At 38.3% G+C, this 17,410-nt stretch carries 17 protein-coding genes; 16 read left to right on the forward strand and 1 reads right to left on the reverse strand.

What is annotated here, in order from left to right; translation table 11 throughout:
* The first annotated feature begins 6 nt into the window (after positions 1 to 6).
* The 16 genes from recN (at position 7) to lacG (ending at position 16,506) form a co-directional block, all read left to right on the forward strand.
* On the forward strand, positions 7 to 1,674 hold the full coding sequence (gene recN, locus KBU52_RS01995) for a DNA repair protein RecN (RefSeq protein WP_254724145.1): 1,668 nt from the start codon (positions 7 to 9) through the stop codon (positions 1,672 to 1,674).
* On the forward strand, positions 1,675 to 2,403 hold the full coding sequence (locus KBU52_RS02000; protein WP_254724146.1) for a metallophosphoesterase family protein: 729 nt from the start codon (positions 1,675 to 1,677) through the stop codon (positions 2,401 to 2,403).
* Positions 2,404 to 2,484: 81 nt separating this feature from the next.
* Positions 2,485 to 4,308, forward strand: coding sequence for a translation elongation factor 4 (gene lepA / locus KBU52_RS02005; RefSeq protein ID WP_036757546.1), 1,824 nt, complete (start codon positions 2,485 to 2,487; stop codon positions 4,306 to 4,308).
* Positions 4,309 to 4,381: 73 nt separating this feature from the next.
* A complete protein-coding gene (locus KBU52_RS02010) occupies positions 4,382 to 4,993 on the forward strand; it encodes a hypothetical protein (RefSeq protein ID WP_254724147.1) in 612 nt (203 codons plus the stop codon).
* A gap of 184 nt (positions 4,994 to 5,177) precedes the next feature.
* On the forward strand, positions 5,178 to 5,654 hold the full coding sequence (locus KBU52_RS02015; RefSeq protein WP_254724148.1) for a PTS sugar transporter subunit IIA: 477 nt from the start codon (positions 5,178 to 5,180) through the stop codon (positions 5,652 to 5,654).
* Positions 5,655 to 5,695: 41 nt separating this feature from the next.
* Positions 5,696 to 6,001, forward strand: coding sequence for a PTS sugar transporter subunit IIB (locus KBU52_RS02020; protein WP_006148587.1), 306 nt, complete (start codon positions 5,696 to 5,698; stop codon positions 5,999 to 6,001).
* Positions 6,002 to 6,045: 44 nt separating this feature from the next.
* Positions 6,046 to 7,521, forward strand: a complete 1,476-nt coding sequence (locus KBU52_RS02025) for a PTS galactitol transporter subunit IIC (RefSeq protein ID WP_254724149.1) — start codon at positions 6,046 to 6,048, stop codon at positions 7,519 to 7,521.
* Between the two features lie 95 nt (positions 7,522 to 7,616).
* Positions 7,617 to 8,510, forward strand: a complete 894-nt coding sequence (locus tag KBU52_RS02030; RefSeq protein WP_254724150.1) for an aldose 1-epimerase family protein — start codon at positions 7,617 to 7,619, stop codon at positions 8,508 to 8,510.
* A 262-nt stretch (positions 8,511 to 8,772) separates the two neighbouring features.
* Positions 8,773 to 9,198 carry a galactose-6-phosphate isomerase subunit LacA gene (lacA, locus tag KBU52_RS02035; RefSeq protein WP_006148584.1) on the forward strand — a complete coding sequence of 142 codons (426 nt, stop codon included), beginning with the start codon at positions 8,773 to 8,775 and terminating at the stop codon, positions 9,196 to 9,198.
* Between the two features lie 148 nt (positions 9,199 to 9,346).
* The gene (lacB, locus tag KBU52_RS02040; RefSeq protein WP_001216925.1) at positions 9,347 to 9,862 is read left to right on the forward strand and encodes a galactose-6-phosphate isomerase subunit LacB; all 516 of its coding nucleotides are present in this window, start codon (positions 9,347 to 9,349) and stop codon (positions 9,860 to 9,862) included.
* 10 nt (positions 9,863 to 9,872) lie between these two features.
* A complete protein-coding gene (locus tag KBU52_RS02045; RefSeq protein WP_254724151.1) occupies positions 9,873 to 10,802 on the forward strand; it encodes a tagatose-6-phosphate kinase in 930 nt (309 codons plus the stop codon).
* Between the two features lies 1 nt (position 10,803).
* Positions 10,804 to 11,784 carry a tagatose-bisphosphate aldolase gene (gene lacD / locus KBU52_RS02050; protein ID WP_006148581.1) on the forward strand — a complete coding sequence of 327 codons (981 nt, stop codon included), beginning with the start codon at positions 10,804 to 10,806 and terminating at the stop codon, positions 11,782 to 11,784.
* A 223-nt stretch (positions 11,785 to 12,007) separates the two neighbouring features.
* Positions 12,008 to 12,844, forward strand: coding sequence for a PRD domain-containing protein (locus KBU52_RS02055; RefSeq protein ID WP_254724152.1), 837 nt, complete (start codon positions 12,008 to 12,010; stop codon positions 12,842 to 12,844).
* Between the two features lie 33 nt (positions 12,845 to 12,877).
* Positions 12,878 to 13,195 carry a PTS lactose/cellobiose transporter subunit IIA gene (locus KBU52_RS02060; RefSeq protein ID WP_006151126.1) on the forward strand — a complete coding sequence of 106 codons (318 nt, stop codon included), beginning with the start codon at positions 12,878 to 12,880 and terminating at the stop codon, positions 13,193 to 13,195.
* Positions 13,195 to 14,886: a lactose-specific PTS transporter subunit EIIC gene (locus KBU52_RS02065; protein WP_254724153.1), complete on the forward strand. Its 1,692-nt coding sequence runs from the start codon at positions 13,195 to 13,197 to the stop codon at positions 14,884 to 14,886. The genes KBU52_RS02060 and KBU52_RS02065 overlap by 1 nt, the downstream gene beginning before the upstream one ends.
* Positions 14,887 to 15,099: 213 nt before the next feature.
* Entirely contained in the window at positions 15,100 to 16,506 is a 1,407-nt protein-coding gene (lacG, locus tag KBU52_RS02070; protein ID WP_301785836.1) for a 6-phospho-beta-galactosidase, read from the forward strand.
* 39 nt (positions 16,507 to 16,545) lie between these two features.
* Here the strand turns inward: lacG and KBU52_RS02075 are convergent, their stop codons facing one another.
* A complete protein-coding gene (locus tag KBU52_RS02075; protein WP_254724155.1) occupies positions 16,546 to 17,313 on the reverse strand; it encodes a DeoR/GlpR family DNA-binding transcription regulator in 768 nt (255 codons plus the stop codon).
* Positions 17,314 to 17,410: the final 97 nt, after the last annotated feature.

Genomic DNA, 17,410 nt, shown 5'->3' on the forward strand with positions numbered 1-17,410 from the left:
GACCTTATGTTACTTGAAATTTCAATTAAAAACTTTGCCATCATTGAGGGTATTTCACTTAATTTTGAGAAGGGAATGACAGTTCTGACGGGGGAAACCGGTGCTGGCAAGTCTATCATCATCGATGCTATGAATATGATGCTGGGAGCAAGAGCTACAACGGACGTCATTCGTCATGGTGCTCCTAAGGCTGAAATCGAAGGTCTTTTCTCGGTTGAAAACAGTCATGCTTTGCAAATGATTTTTGATGAGCAAGGAATAGAGCTAGGTGATGAAATCATCATCCGTCGTGAAATTTTACAAAACGGGCGTAGTGTTAGTCGTGTCAATGGACAGATGGTTAATCTATCTGTTCTTCGCTCGATTGGACAGTATCTGGTTGATATCCATGGCCAACATGATCAAGAAGAGTTAATGCGTCCCCAATTGCATATTCAGATGCTTGATGGGTTTGGTGATGCAGGTTTTCTGGAACTGAAGCAAGCCTACCAGACAAACTTTGATGCTTATCGTAAAATGCGCAAGCAACTTCTTGAGATTAAGAAAAATCAAGAAGAGCACAGGGCTCGTATTGAAATGTTGGAATTTCAGATGGCTGAAATTGAATCTGCGTCCTTACAGCCAGGTGAAGACCTCAAACTAAACCAAGAACGAGATAAACTTCTAAATCATAAAAATATTGCTGATACGTTGACTAATGCTTATACAATGTTAGATAATGAAGAATTTTCAAGTCTAGCTAACGTGCGTTCAGCTATGAATGATATGGAAAGTTTAGAAGAGTATGATGTAGAATATCGTGAAATTTCTACTTCCTTATCCGAATCTTATTATGTTCTAGAAGATGTTACTAAACGTTTAGAAGATATTATCGAAGATTTAGATTTCGATGGTAATCGTCTCATGCAGATTGAAAGCCGTTTAGATCTCCTTAACGCCATTACACGTAAGTATGGTGGGAATGTTGACGATGTCTTGATGTACTTTGCTAAAATCACAGAAGAATACAACCTTTTGACTGGCAATCATTTATCTTCAGATGATATGGAAGCAGAACTCAAAAAGTTGGAAGTAAGCCTGGTAGATTTAGCAAGTAAGCTTGCATCTGCTCGACATAACTTAGCTCAACAATTAGAAATTGAGATTCAGCAAGAACTCAAAGAACTTTATATGGATAAGGCTCGATTTCAGGTTCAATTTACTAAAGGTAAGTTTACTCGTGAAGGAAATGAAAGTGTTGAATTTTACATCTCCACAAACCCTGGAGAAGACTTTAAACCATTGGTTAAAGTAGCTTCTGGAGGAGAGTTGTCTCGCCTCATGTTGGCAATCAAGTCTGCTTTTTCTCGTAAGGAAGGTAAGACCAGTATTGTATTTGATGAAGTGGACACAGGAGTTTCAGGTCGTGTAGCCCAAGCAATTGCTCAAAAGATTCATAAAATTGGTCAGCACGGCCAAGTATTAGCTATATCTCATCTTCCTCAAGTCATTGCGATTGCAGATTATCAGTTCTTTATTGAAAAGATTAGTAATGACCATTCAACTGTTTCAACAGTTCGCTTGTTGACAGTCGAAGAAAGGGTGGAAGAAGTTGCTAAAATGTTGGCTGGTGAAAATGTGACTGAAGCAGCACTTAGTCAAGCGAGAGAATTGTTACAAAGTAAGGAGAAATAAATGACAGACTATTATGTTATTGGAGATGTTCACGGAAAAGCAGGAATGCTTGAAGACCTTCTAAAAACATGGGATGGTAAGACACAATTACTCTTTCTTGGAGATTTGATTGATAGAGGAGAAGATAGTCGTCGTGTCCTTGAAATGGTCAAAGACTTGGTAGAAAATCAAGGAGCGATTTGCATTTCAGGAAATCACGAGTACATGTTTTTAACTTGGTTGGATAATCCTGAAGAAAGCTATGACCACTATCGTCGTAATGGTGGGGATACAACTATTAATTCTATTCTAGGTCGTCCACTGGATGCACCAGTCGATGGAGTAGCAGATGCTAAACGTGTAGAAACTGAAGCAGCAGACTTGGTTGCTTTTATCCGACAAATGCCTTTTGTGATTGAAACGGATCAGTATATCTTTGTTCATGCGGGAATTGATTTAACTTTGGATGATTGGCATGAAACTACAGATTACAAGAAAGTCTGGCTCAGAAAACCATTCCACGAAGCAGTTAATCATACAGGGAAAACAATTGTCTTTGGGCATACACCAGTCTATGGTCTACTAGATCAGAAACCAGGCACAGCTGACCTTTGGGTGACAGAAGATGGAAAAATCGGAATGGATGGAGGAGCTGTCTATGGTGGTGTCCTTCATGGAATTGTCTTTACTGACCAAGGTATGACAGACCACTATTTCATCGAAAATGACGGCTTTGTTGCGGAAGATTAATACTCTCTACAGGGTATTATGGTCTTGTCAAAAACATAAAAACAATTTATAATTAATAGATACCCTGAAAGGAAGAGAATCTTGAATTTAGAAGAATTGAAAAAACGTCAGGAGAAGATCCGAAACTTTTCCATTATCGCTCATATTGACCATGGGAAGTCAACATTGGCAGACCGTATTTTGGAGGCTACAGAGACGGTTTCTAGTCGTGAAATGCAAGCTCAGCTTCTTGATAGTATGGACCTAGAGAGAGAACGTGGGATTACTATCAAACTGAATGCCATCGAGCTTAATTATACTGCCAAAGACGGCGAGACCTATATTTTCCACCTGATTGACACACCAGGACACGTGGACTTCACTTATGAGGTATCGCGTTCTCTAGCTGCCTGTGAGGGAGCCATTTTGGTTGTCGATGCTGCTCAAGGGATTGAGGCTCAAACATTAGCTAACGTTTACCTTGCCTTAGATAATGATTTGGAGATCCTTCCAGTTATCAATAAGATTGACTTGCCTGCTGCAGATCCGGAGCGCGTGCGTACAGAAATTGAAGATGTCATCGGTCTGGATGCTAGTGAGGCTGTATTAGCTTCAGCAAAAGCTGGGATTGGAATTGAAGATATTTTAGAGCAAATTGTAGAAAAAGTTCCAGCACCAACTGGTGATGTATCAGCACCATTAAAAGCTTTGATTTTTGACTCAGTTTACGATGCTTATCGTGGCGTTATCCTCCAAGTTCGTGTCATGGATGGAGTTGTGAAGCCAGGTGATAAGATTCAACTCATGAGCAATGGTAAAACCTTTGATGTTACTGAGGTCGGAATATTCACACCCAAAGCAGTAGGACGTGACTTCCTTGCGACAGGTGACGTTGGTTATATTGCAGCATCTATCAAGACTGTTCAAGACACTCGTGTCGGTGATACAGTTACCTTGGCGGCAAACCCTGCTTCAGAACCCCTATCTGGATACAAGCAGATGAATCCGATGGTTTTCGCAGGTCTTTATCCAATCGAGTCAAATAAATACAATGACCTACGTGAAGCTCTTGAAAAATTGCAGTTGAACGATGCTAGTCTTCAGTTTGAACCCGAAACATCGCAAGCTCTTGGTTTTGGTTTCCGTTGTGGATTCTTGGGTCTCCTTCATATGGATGTTATTCAAGAACGTTTGGAACGTGAGTTCAACATTGACTTGATCATGACTGCACCATCCGTTATCTACAAGGTCAATCAGACTGATGGTGAGTCTATGGATGTATCGAATCCATCCGAGTTTCCTGATCCTACTAAAATTGCAACTATTGAAGAACCTTATGTTAAAGCACAAATCATGGTACCGCAGGAATTTGTAGGAGCTGTTATGGAACTAGCTCAGCGCAAACGTGGTGACTTTGTGACGATGGACTATATCGATGATAATCGTGTCAATGTTATCTATCAAATTCCACTTGCTGAAATTGTCTTTGATTTCTTTGACAAGCTCAAATCTTCAACACGTGGCTATGCAAGCTTTGACTACGAACTGTCAGAGTATCGTCCATCTAAACTGGTTAAAATGGATATCCTTCTCAATGGAGACAAGGTTGATGCACTCAGCTTTATCGTTCACAAGGACTTTGCCTATGAACGTGGGAAACTCATCGTTGATAAACTCAAGAAAATCATTCCACGTCAACAATTTGAAGTTCCAATCCAAGCAGCTATTGGACACAAGATTGTAGCTCGTACAGATATCAAAGCTCTTCGTAAAAACGTTCTTGCCAAGTGTTATGGAGGTGACGTTTCGCGTAAACGTAAACTTCTTGAAAAACAAAAAGCTGGTAAAAAGCGCATGAAAGCAATTGGATCAGTAGAAGTTCCTCAAGAAGCCTTCCTAAGTGTCTTGAGTATGGATGAAGAATAATTGATTCCTAATTCAGTTATCTTTTGACACTTATCTTTTCTTTCATTAGAATAGAAGTGAAAGGAGAAGGATCATGAAAAAAATCGTCAGCTTATCTACACTTTTAGTGTGTTGCCTTTGCCTCGCTGCTTGTAATACTTCAAAATCTAAAAAAGAAGTAGCCTCAGAAACAACAACAGTTCAAGAAACTACTACAGCCCAAGAAACAACAACTGTAGCTGAAACAACAATTAAAGATACACAAGTAATTGGGTCAGATACTTATGGCTACGTAAAAGTGCCAAAATCATGGATTCATTTTACAGAAGTTGAGGGTGGTGATGATATTCAGTACTGTGATGGAACGGACATCAATATCGTAACCCTAAATACTTTTAAACCAGAGCACCTTGGTGTTAGTGAAAGTGAATATGCTGCTCTTGATGCTGTTCAAGTCTCTACTAGTGTTTATCAAACGAAACAACAAAGCAAGGATTTCTCTAAAGTTTGGGGATCTAAATCAAAAATTGGTGGTTATGACGCCTATGTCGTAAACTGTATTGCAAAAAATGGTAAATATCTAGTGATCTGGATCTTTAAATCAGACGATGGTAAGTTTAGATACGTTTCTCTAGAAGGAACACCTGAAGTGTTGAAGGATATGCTTCCATTAATTGAACAAAGTTGGACTACGAAAAAAAATTAATATAAAAAAACAGGATGTATGTCCTGTTTTTTCTATCTTTTTTCAAAACTATTTAAAATTATTTGCTGTTTAAAATCAAACAAAAAAAATAAAAATCAAACAAAATGCAACAAAAAAATATTGACAACGGTTTCATATAGTGATATACTTGTATCATAAAAGTTAAATATGAAGGGAGAAGGTCATGGGATTAGATCATTTCTTCAGCAAAGACTTAGTTTTTTGTTTAGAAGCAGATAATCAAGAGCAACTCTTTGATCAAGTTGCAACCCTGTTAGAAGAAAAGAAAGTTGTTACGGATACCTATCGATCGGCATTGATTGAACGTGAAAAAATGTTCCCAACCGGTTTAGATATGGAATTTCTAGGGAAGGACTTGCCGAATGTAGCAATCCCTCACACAGACACGATTCATAATTTAACTGAAAACGTTGTTGTGGTTCGCTTAGCGAAACCAGTAACATTCCACAACATGATTGCTCCTGACAAGGAAGTAGAAGTATCATTACTCTTCTTTATCATCAATAATTCAAGTTCGAGTCAAACAAATATTCTTGCTCAATTGATGGACTTCTTTACAGGTAATGGTCATTTAGAAGCACTTTCTAAGATTACAGAACCAGAAACTTTGTTCCAGTATATCTCAGAAGCAACTGCTTAAATTCATTAATAAATAGTAACTATAAAACGGAGGAAATCCAAATGATTAAAATTCTTGCTGCATGTGGTGCAGGTGTTAACTCAAGCCACCAAATTAAAAGCGCTCTAGAAGAAGAGCTATCTAACCGTGGATACGACGTACAGTGTGACGCAGTTATGGTTAAAGATGTCAATGAAGACTTGATTAAAGGTTATGATATCTTCACGCCAATTGCTGCAACTGACTTAGGTTTTGACCCTGGTATCCCAGTAGTTGAAGCTGGACCAATCTTGTTCCGTATTCCAGCAATGAGCGCTCCAGTTTATGACAATATTGAAGCAGCAATCAAAGAACACGGATTAAGTTAATTATAATTTTGTAATTTTCCATAAAAATAAAGGGAGGAAAAATTATGGAAATCATTATCAATCTAGCCAACGATTTCTTTAAACCAATCTTGGCTATGGGTGGCCCAATCATCATGCTGATCATTTTGACAGTATTGGCCTTGCTTTTCGGAGTTAAATTCTCCAAAGCACTTGAAGGTGGTATCAAACTTGCCATCGCGCTTACTGGTATCGGTGCTATCATCGGTATGCTTAATGGAGCTTTCTCAGCTTCACTTGCAAAATTCGTTGAAAATACTGGTATTCAATTGAACATCACCGACGTTGGTTGGGCACCGCTTGCTACAATCACTTGGGGATCTGCATGGACTCTATACTTCTTGCTAGTTATGTTGATTGTCAACATTGTAATGCTTGCAATTAAGAAAACTGATACACTTGACGTTGATATCTTCGATATCTGGCACTTGTCTATCACAGGACTTTTGATCAAATGGTACGCTGACAACAATGGAGTTAGCCAAGGAGTTTCACTCTTCATCGCGACTGCAGCTGTTGTTCTTGTTGGCGTTCTTAAAATTATCAACTCTGACTTGATGAAACCAACATTTGATGACCTTCTTAACGCACCAAGTTCATCACCAATGACTTCAACTCACATGAACTACATGATGAACCCAGTTATCATGGTTTTGGATAAGATTTTCGATAAATTCTTCCCAGGTCTTGATAAATACGACTTTGACGCTGCTAAATTGAACAAACGAATCGGTTTCTGGGGATCTAAATTCTTCATCGGTTTCATCCTTGGTATCGTTATCGGTTTGATGGGTACTCCACATCCAGTTGCTGGAGTAGAAGATGCATCTTCATGGGAACTTGTTATTAAAGGTTGGTTGTCACTTGGTTTGACTGCCGGTGTCTGCTTGGAGCTCTTCTCATTGATCGGTTCATGGTTCATCGCAGCCGTAGAACCACTTTCACAAGGTATTACAAACGTTGCTACTAAACGTCTTCAAGGACGTAAATTCAACATCGGTCTTGACTGGCCATTTATCGCTGGTCGTGCTGAAATCTGGGCTTGTGCTAACGTACTTGCACCAATCATGTTGGTTGAAGCAGTGCTTCTTTCAAATGTCGGAAATGGTATCTTGCCACTTGCTGGTATCATCGCTATGGGTGTAACTCCAGCTCTCTTGGTAGTTACTCGTGGTAAATTGCTCCGTATGATTATCTTCGGAACTCTCTTGTTGCCACTCTTCCTTCTTTCAGGTACACTTATCGCACCATTCGCAACTGAACTTGCTAAAGGTGTAGGTGCCTTCCCAGAAGGTGTGAACCAATCACAATTGATTACTCACTCAACTCTTGAAGGACCAATCGAAAAACTATTTGGTTGGGCAATCGGTAACGCTACAACTGGTGATATCAAAGCTATCCTTGGCGCATTAGTATTCCTTGTATTCTACGTTGGTATCTTTGCATGGTACAGAAAACAAATGATCAAACGTAATGAAGAATACGCAGCAAACGCAAAATAATTTGCTCCTAAAAATGTAAATTGTAAAAACTAGGTTGTCAGTTTCCACTATGGAGCAGTCAGCCTAGTTTTTTTAGAGAATTGGAGGTAAGACTTATGATTGTATTAAAATCAGATCAATTAAATGTTGAGTTTCAAACGCTTGGAGGCGCCCTTTCTTCCATAAAAGACAAGGAAGGCGTAGAGTATTTGTGGCAGGGTGATCCAACTTATTGGAGTGGACAAGCACCCGTATTATTCCCAATATGTGGTTCAGTAAGAAATGATACGGTCCTTTATGATAAGGAAGATGGTAGTCAAAAAGAAGTAAAAATTCCTCGACATGGTTTAGTAAGAAAAAAAGAATTTACATTAGTAGAACAAACAGATAATTCTGTTACATTCGCTATCGAAGACGATGAAGAAATGTATGCAAACTACCCTTATCATTTTCGTTTAGAAATCACTTATACAGTGACTGGGAAAACTATACGTACTCAGTATAAAATCTATAATAAAGAATCAGAAAAGAGTATGCCATATTTTATCGGTGGGCATCCTGGTTTTAACTGTCCCTTACTAGATGACGAGGTATATGAAGATTACTATCTTGAATTTGAAAAGCCAGAAACATGTACAGTTCCAAAACCTTTCCCAGAAACAGGAATGTTGGATTTAAAAGATAGAAATTCTTGGTTAAATAATCAAAAAGAAATAGACTTGAATTATGACTTCTTTAGCTATGATGCTGTGACATTAGATGAGTTGGAATCTCGCACAGTAGCTTTGCGTTCACGAAAACATGATAAAGGTTTGAAACTACATTTTAAAGAGTTTCCAAATTTAATCGTATGGTCAACTCTTAATAAAGGTCCTTTTATTGCCTTGGAACCATGGTCAGGTTTGTCTACTTCAATAGAAGAAGGAGATAGACTGGAAGATAAGAAAGATGTTAAGATTATAAAACCTAGTGATTTTGATCAGATTGGATTTGATATCGAGATTTTATAAAAAATAAACAAAAACAAACATAAATTGTTGACTTTTCCAACTAATAGTAGTATATTATGTTTATAAAGAACAATTTGTGTTTATTTTAACAAGATTACTGTTCTGGCTTTTCTCTGAAGAAAGCTTATTAAGAAACAAATAAGATATTTGTTCTTAATTTAAATGATTGTCAACAAAACTACTAGTAACTATTTGAGAAAGGTCTCTTTTGGGCTAGAATCAAAAAGTTTTACTGGTCTATTATAAAAAAGGAGTATACAATATGGCTATTGTTATTGGTGCAGATGCTGCAGGTTTAAGATTAAAAGAAGTTGTAAAAGACTTCTTGGAAAAAGAAAACTTCCACGTAGTGGATGTTACAGCAGAAGGTCAAGACTTTGTTGATGTAACTCTTGCGGTTGCGGAAGAAGTTAAGAAAGAAGAACAAAACCTTGGTATCGTCATTGATGCTTATGGTGCAGGTCCGTTTATGGTTGCTACTAAAATCAAAGGAATGGTTGCTGCAGAAGTTTCTGATGAACGTTCAGCTTATATGACTCGCGGTCACAACAACTCACGTATGATTACGATGGGTGCTCAACTTGTTGGTGATGAATTAGCTAAAAACATTGCTAAAGGCTTTGTAAATGGTAAATACGACGGCGGTCGTCACCAAATCAGGGTCGACATGTTGAACAAAATGTGCTAATACTCTTCAAAAATCAAGATAATCTGTCGTCAGCTCACTTTAGCTAACCTCAGTTATGCTCGCAGCTCGCTTCCTAAGCTAATCTTGATTTTTCTTGAGTTAGGATAAATGATATTAGATTTATACAATTAATCGGAGGGAATAAGTAATGAGAATTGCAATCGGATGTGACCACATCGTAACAAATGAAAAAATGGCGGTTTCAGAATTTTTGAAATCTAAAGGACACGAAGTTATCGACTTTGGTACTTATGACCATGCTCGTACCCACTACCCTATCTTTGGTAAAAAAGTTGGTGAAGCAGTAGTTAGTGGCCAAGCTGATCTTGGTGTATGTATCTGTGGAACTGGTGTAGGTATTAATAATGCTGTTAACAAGGTTCCTGGTGTTCGTTCTGCTTTGGTTCGCGATATGACAACAGCTCTATATGCAAAAGAACAATTGAATGCCAACGTAATCGGATTTGGTGGTAAAATCACTGGTGAATTGCTCATGTGTGATATCATTGAAGCTTTCATCAACGCTGAATACAAACCATCAGAAGAAAACAAAAAATTGATCGCTAAAATCCAACACGTCGAAACTCATAACGATCATCAAACGGATGCCAACTTCTTTACAGAGTTCCTTGAAAAATGGGATCGTGGTGAATACCACGACTAAGAGGTGACTTATGATTTTAACAGTCACAATGAACCCATCCATTGATATTTCCTATCCTTTGGATGAATTGAAAATTGACACTGTCAACCGTGTTGTAGATGTAACTAAAACGGCTGGTGGTAAAGGTTTAAATGTTACTCGTGTCCTATCAGAATTTGGTGATTCAGTAGTGGCAACAGGACTTGTCGGTGGTAAACTTGGTGATTTTTTAGTAGAAAATATTGATGATAAAGTAAGCAAACGTTTCTTCTCTATTCAAGGTGAAACCCGTAACTGTATCGCAATTCTACATGGAGAAAACCAAACAGAAATCCTAGAAAAAGGTCCTGAAGTTCAAGAAAAAGAAGGTCAAGATTTCTTGGCTCATTTCAAAGAACTTTTAGAGACTGTAGAGGTAGTGGCCATTTCAGGTAGTCTACCTGCAGGACTTCCAGTGGATTATTATGCTAGTCTGGTTGAACTTGCGAATCATGCTGGGAAACCTGTTGTATTGGACTGTTCAGGAGCTTCACTTCAGGCGGTTCTTGAATCTCCATATAAGCCAACAGTTATCAAACCAAATAATGAAGAATTATCTCAACTTTTAGGAAGAGAAATTTCTAAAGACTTGGATGAATTAAAAGAAGTCCTTCAAGAACCACTATTTGATGGAATCGAGTGGATTATCGTTTCCTTAGGCGCTAATGGGGCCTTTGCTAAACACGGTAACACTTTCTACAAAGTAGATATTCCAAGAATTCAAGTAGTAAATCCAGTTGGTTCTGGCGATTCTACAGTGGCAGGTATTGCTTCAGGTCTTTTCCATAAAGAAACGGATCAAGAACTGTTAATCAAGGCTAATGTCCTTGGTATGCTTAATGCTCAAGAAAAAATGACCGGTCATGTCAATATGGCTAACTATCAAGGTCTCTATGACCAATTAATTGTAAAAGAGGTATAAAATGGTTTTAACAGAAAATAAACGCGCTTGTATGCAAAAACTCTCTGATGAGAATGGTATCATCTCAGCTCTCGCTTTTGACCAACGTGGTGCTTTGAAACGCCTCATGGCTCAATACCAAACAGAAGAGCCAACAGTTGCTCAAATGGAAGAACTTAAAGTATTGGTGGCGGATGAATTAACTAAATATGCTTCATCTATGCTACTTGACCCTGAGTACGGACTTCCAGCTACAAAAGCTCTTGATCCAAATGCTGGTCTTCTCCTTGCTTATGAGAAAACAGGATACGATACAACAAGTACAAAACGCTTGCCAGACTGCTTGGACGTTTGGTCTGCAAAACGTATCAAAGAACAAGGTGCAGATGCCGTTAAATTCTTGCTTTACTATGACGTAGATAGCTCTGACGAACTCAACCAACAAAAACAAGCCTACATTGAACGTATTGGTTCTGAGTGTGTAGCTGAAGATATTCCATTCTTCCTTGAAATCTTGGCTTACGATGAAAAGATTGCGGACGCAGGTTCTGCAGAATACGCTAAAGTAAAACCACGCAAGGTTATCGGTGCTATGAAGGTCTTCTCAGACCCACGCTTTAACATCGATGTCTTGAAAGTGGAAGTTCCAGTTAACGTGAAATACGTTGAAGGATTTGGCGATGGCGAAATCGTTCACACACGTGAAGAAGCTGCAGACTTCTTTAAAGCTCAAGACGAAGCTACTAACTTGCCATACATCTACTTGAGTGCAGGTGTATCAGCTAAGCTCTTCCAAGAAACTCTTGTATTTGCGCACGAATCAGGTGCAAACTTCAATGGTGTTCTTTGTGGACGTGCAACATGGGCTGGATCAGTTGAAGCTTATATCAAAGACGGTGAAGCAGCTGCTCGCGAATGGCTTCGTACAACTGGTTTTGAGAACATCGATGAACTCAACAAAGTTCTTAAAACAACAGCAACTTCATGGACTGAACGTGTATAAACTCCCTATATCTGTCTTTTAAATCTACTAATTTTAAAAAAAGTTAGATGAAAAGGTTTACAAAAACAAAATCTTGTGATATACTAAAATCACAAGTTAATAAGAGTGAGTGTTACTAAGTAATATTAGGCATGATCACAGATGACTCAGAAATTTATTTTCAGGGTCATTTGTGGTCATTTTTTATACTCTAGCTCTTAAATGACAGAACAAGGAGGTCGACATGTATCGGATATTAAATCCAATGAATAACAATGTTTCTCTTGTGCGAAATAGCAAGGGAGAGGAGTTGATCGTAGTTGGTAAGGGTATTTCGTTTGGTAAGAAGAAGGGAGATTTGATTTCTGAGGATCAGGTTGAAAAAGTCTTTCGGATGAAGACTGAAGAATCTCGAGAAAATTTTATGACTTTACTCAAGGATGTTCCGTTAGACTTTATTACCGTTACTTATGAAATTATCGATAATCTTTCAAAAAAATACCAATATCCTGTTCAAGAGTACCTCTACGTAACCTTGACAGACCATATCTATTGTTCTTATCAAGCGATTAGCCAAGGACGTTATAAGGATAGTAATTTACCTGATATTTCAAAGGAGTATCCTATTGCTTTTCAAATAGCTCAAGAGTCTTTTGAAATCTATAATAGTAAACTATCTGGTAATTTACCAAAGGATGAAATAAAAAGAATAGCCTACCACTTTATTAATGCCGAGGGTGAGAATGAGGTAGAAGTTCCAGAAGCTATTGATAAGAGAAAGGAAATCATAAAGAAGGTTGAGAGTCTTCTCAGGAGCTATAACATTCAAAGAACCCAAGAAAATAATAATTTCTACGATCGTTTTATGATTCATCTAAATTATTTCTTGGATTACCTTGATCGTAGTCGCGATGATAATCAATCCTTGCTCGATATGGAAGAACATATAAAAAACACCTATCCAGAAGCATTCGAGATTGGTAGTAAAATTTATGAAGTTATTGCACAGGAAACGGGTGTTGACCTTTATAAGAGTGAACGAGTTTACCTTGTTCTACATATTCAACGTTTATTGTCATAATATTACTAAAAATTATATAAGGAGAAATCTATCATGAATAGAGAAGAAGTAACATTGCTAGGTTTTGAGATTGTTGCCTATGCTGGCGATGCTCGTTCAAAACTCTTAGAAGCTCTGAAAGCTGCTGAAGCTGGTGATTTTGCAAAAGCGGACGCTCTGGTAGAGGAAGCTGGTAGCTGTATTGCAGAGGCCCACCACGCGCAAACAAGTCTATTGACTAAGGAAGCTGCTGGTGAGGATTTAGCCTATAGCGTGACCATGATGCATGGCCAAGATCACCTGATGACAACAATCTTGCTAAAAGATTTGATGCATCATTTAATTGAACTTTATAAAAGAGGAGCTAAATAATGAATAAGTTAATTGCCTTTATCGAGAAAGGAAAACCTTTCTTTGAAAAACTATCTCGTAATATCTATCTTCGTGCTATTCGTGATGGATTTATCGCTGGGATGCCAGTCATTTTATTCTCAAGTATTTTTATCTTGATTGCCTTTGTGCCTAATTCATGGGGATTTGTATGGTCTGATGATGTTGTAGCGCTTTTGATGAAACCTTATAGCTATTCAATGGGTATTCTCGCACTTTTGGTTGCTGGTACAACTGCTAAATCTTTAACAGACTCTGTTAACCGTAGCATGGAAAAAACTAACCAAATCAACTATATGTCAACTCTATTAGCTGCTATTGTTGGGTTATTGATGTTGGCAGCTGACCCAATTGAAGGGGGCTTTGCAACAGGTTTCCTCGGAACAAAAGGTTTGCTTTCAGCTTTCCTAGCAGCCTTTGTGACTGTAGCAATCTATAAGGTTTGTGTGAAGAATAATGTTACTATTCGAATGCCTGATGAAGTTCCACCAAATATCTCACAGGTCTTTAAAGATGTTATTCCATTTACGCTTTCTATCGTTTCCCTATACGGTCTTGACTTACTTGCTCGTCATTTTGTTGGTGCAAGTGTAGCAGAATCAATCGGTAAATTCTTTGCGCCTCTATTCTCAGCAGCAGACGGTTATGTTGGTATTACGATTATTTTCGGTGCCTTTGCATTCTTCTGGTTTATTGGTATTCACGGCCCATCTATCGTTGAGCCTGCGATTGCAGCGATCACTTATGCAAATGCTGAAGTCAACTTGAACCTTCTTCAACAAGGTATGCACGCTGATAAGATCCTTACATCTGGTACACAAATGTTTATCGTTACTATGGGTGGTACAGGGGCAACTCTTGTGGTTCCATTCATGTTTATGTGGTTATGTAAATCGAAACGAAATCGTGCTATTGGACGCGCTTCAGTAGTTCCTACATTCTTTGGTGTAAACGAACCAATCTTGTTTGGTGCACCACTTGTTTTGAACCCGATCTTCTTTATCCCATTCATCTTTGCACCAATTGCAAACGTATGGATCTTTAAGTTCTTTATTGAAACACTTGGCATGAACTCATTTACTGCCAACCTTCCATGGACTACACCAGGACCTCTTGGTATTGTTCTTGGTACAAACTTCCAGTTCTTATCATTCGCTCTTGCAGCATTGTTAATTGTAGTAGATATTGCTATCTACTATCCATTCCTCAAGGTTTATGATGAACAAATTCTTGAAGAAGAACGTTCAGGTAAAGCTAATGATGAATTAAAAGATAAAGTAGCTGCAAACTTTAACACTGCAAAAGCAGATGCTATTCTTGCAAAAGCTGGAGTAGAACCAGCACAAAATACTATTACTGAAGAAACAAACGTCCTCGTTCTTTGTGCGGGTGGAGGAACAAGTGGTCTTCTTGCCAATGCTTTGAATAAAGCCGCAGAAGAGTATAAAGTTCCAGTAAAAGCTGCAGCAGGTGGCTATGGAGCCCACCGTGAAATGTTGCCAGAATTTGACCTTGTTATCTTGGCGCCTCAAGTTGCTTCCAACTTCGAAGATATGAAGGCTGAAACAGATAAACTAGGCATCAAATTGGCGAAGACAGAAGGTGCTCAGTACATCAAGTTAACCCGTGATGGAAAAGGTGCTCTGGCATTTGTTCAGGCGCAATTCGATTAACGATAGGGACTGTGAAACAGTCTCCTATCGTAACGGAAATTGCTATGGCGATTTTCCTAATCGCCTTGTTAATTCGTCGGTAAAAATATATCGTTTTTACCTCCTTATGTCACAATTCGGTGGCTTGGAACAAGAAGTGAGATGGAGATGGATGGCTCACTAACTCCTCTCCCCTCACTTTTCATTTTATCCAATCAAGAAATAGGTGAAAAAATGACAAAAACACTTCCTAAAGATTTTATTTTTGGTGGCGCAACAGCAGCTTATCAGGCAGAAGGTGCGACTCATACAGACGGTAAAGGTCCTGTTGCCTGGGATAAATACTTAGCTGATAACTATTGGTATACAGCAGAACCAGCAAGCGATTTTTACCATAAATATCCAGTAGACTTACAGTTGGCGGAAGAATATGGCGTAAACGGAATTCGTATTTCTATTGCTTGGTCACGTATTTTCCCAACTGGCTATGGTGAAGTAAATCCAAAAGGGGTAGAATTCTATCATAAGTTATTTGCAGAATGTCATAAACGTCATGTAGAACCATTTGTAACTCTTCACCACTTTGATACACCTGAAGCGCTTCACTCAAACGGAGACTTCTTAAATCGTGAAAATATGGACCATTTTGTGGACTATGCAGCCTTCTGTTTTGAAGAATTCCCAGAAGTCAACTACTGGACAACCTTCAATGAAATTGGCCCAATCGGTGATGGTCAATACTTGGTCGGTAAATTCCCACCAGGTATTCAATATGACCTTGCGAAAGTCTTCCAATCCCACCACAATATGATGGTTTCACATGCTCGAGCTGTCAAACTCTACAAGGATAAAGGCTATAAAGGTGAAATAGGGGTTGTTCACGCCCTTCCAACTAAGTATCCATTGGATCCTAAAAATCCTGCAGACGTTCGTGCTGCTGAGTTGGAAGATATCATCCACAACAAATTTATCTTGGATGCAACCTACCTTGGACACTATTCAGATGCAACAATGGAAGGTGTAAACCACATTCTTTCAGTTAATGGTGGTGAGTTGGATCTTCGAGACGAAGACTTTGTGGCACTTGAAGCAGCTAAAGACCTGAATGACTTCCTTGGAATTAACTACTACATGAGTGATTGGATGGAAGCATTTGATGGTGAAACTGAAATCATCCACAACGGTAAAGGGGAAAAAGGAAGCTCTAAGTACCAAATTAAAGGTGTTGGTCGTCGTGTAGCTCCTGACTATGTACCTCGCACTGACTGGGACTGGATCATTTATCCTCAAGGGCTATATGATCAGATCATGCGTGTGAAGGCGGATTATCCAAACTATAAGAAAATCTACATCACTGAAAACGGACTTGGCTACAAAGATGAATTTGTGGACAACACTGTTTACGATGATGGCCGTATTGATTATGTGAAACAACACTTGGAAGTATTGTCTGATGCGATTGCCGATGGTGCAAACGTCAAAGGATACTTCATCTGGTCATTGATGGACGTCTTCTCTTGGTCAAATGGTTACGAAAAACGCTATGGTCTCTTTTATGTGGACTTTGAAACCCAAGAGCGTTATCCTAAAAAGTCAGCTCATTGGTACAAGAAATTAGCAGAAACAGGCCTTATTGAGTAAATATAACGATAAAAAAAGTCTCACCATTGGTAAGACTTTTTAAGGTGTCGACTTAATAATTTTTGTTTGTTTAGACAAAGTTTTTAGGGTTTCTTGGCTAAGTTTTGAATCTGAAATAATTGTATCAATATCAGCAATATTATAGAAAGTATAAAAATCAAACTTATTAAATTTACTGTGGTCAGCAAGAAGAATCTTTTTATTAGCATTATTTAATGCTAGCTTTTGGACTTCGCCTTCATCTTCGCTAAAAGTAGCGATAGCATGATCTTTTATACCATTGCAACTAACAAAAGCTTTAGAGAATTGAAGACTTTCGATATCTTGGAGCGTTAAGGTTCCGACAAAGGCACCAGTGATTTCTCGATAATTTCCACCAATCAAAATTAAATCAGTCAACTTTCGCTCATTCAAGATAATGAAAACAGGAAGGCTATTTGTTACCACACGAATATTATCTATTGGAAGTTCACGCGCAAAGAACTCAAGAGTAGTACCTGGACCGATAAAAATCGTTTCTCTTTCTTCGACTAAATGACCAGCAAATTTTGCAATTTCTTGTTTTTCAGCAATCTGAAGACCTTGCTTTTCGACATTCGAGCGTTCATTTGCTAATAGAGAACCAGAACGAAGTTTTTCAGCACCTCCATGCACTCGAACAAGTAGATCCTTGTCAGCTAACTCTTGCAGATAACGTCGAGCAGTCATATCAGAAATATCTAAACGATTCATTATTTCTTTGACTGTAATGGTTCCTCTTGTATTGACAATCTCTAAAATCACATCTAGTTTTTCTTGTTTTAGCATTGAATCACCCCCATATCCAATATCATTTTATCATATTTTAAACATCTAAGCAACTTAAACAAAACAAAAATAAACAAAAACAAAAAACATCTGTGTT

Origin of the sequence: Streptococcus sp. 9.1(2021) (genome assembly GCF_030466425.1) — a bacterium.
Taxonomy (GTDB): Bacteria; Bacillota; Bacilli; order Lactobacillales; family Streptococcaceae; genus Streptococcus; species Streptococcus wuxiensis.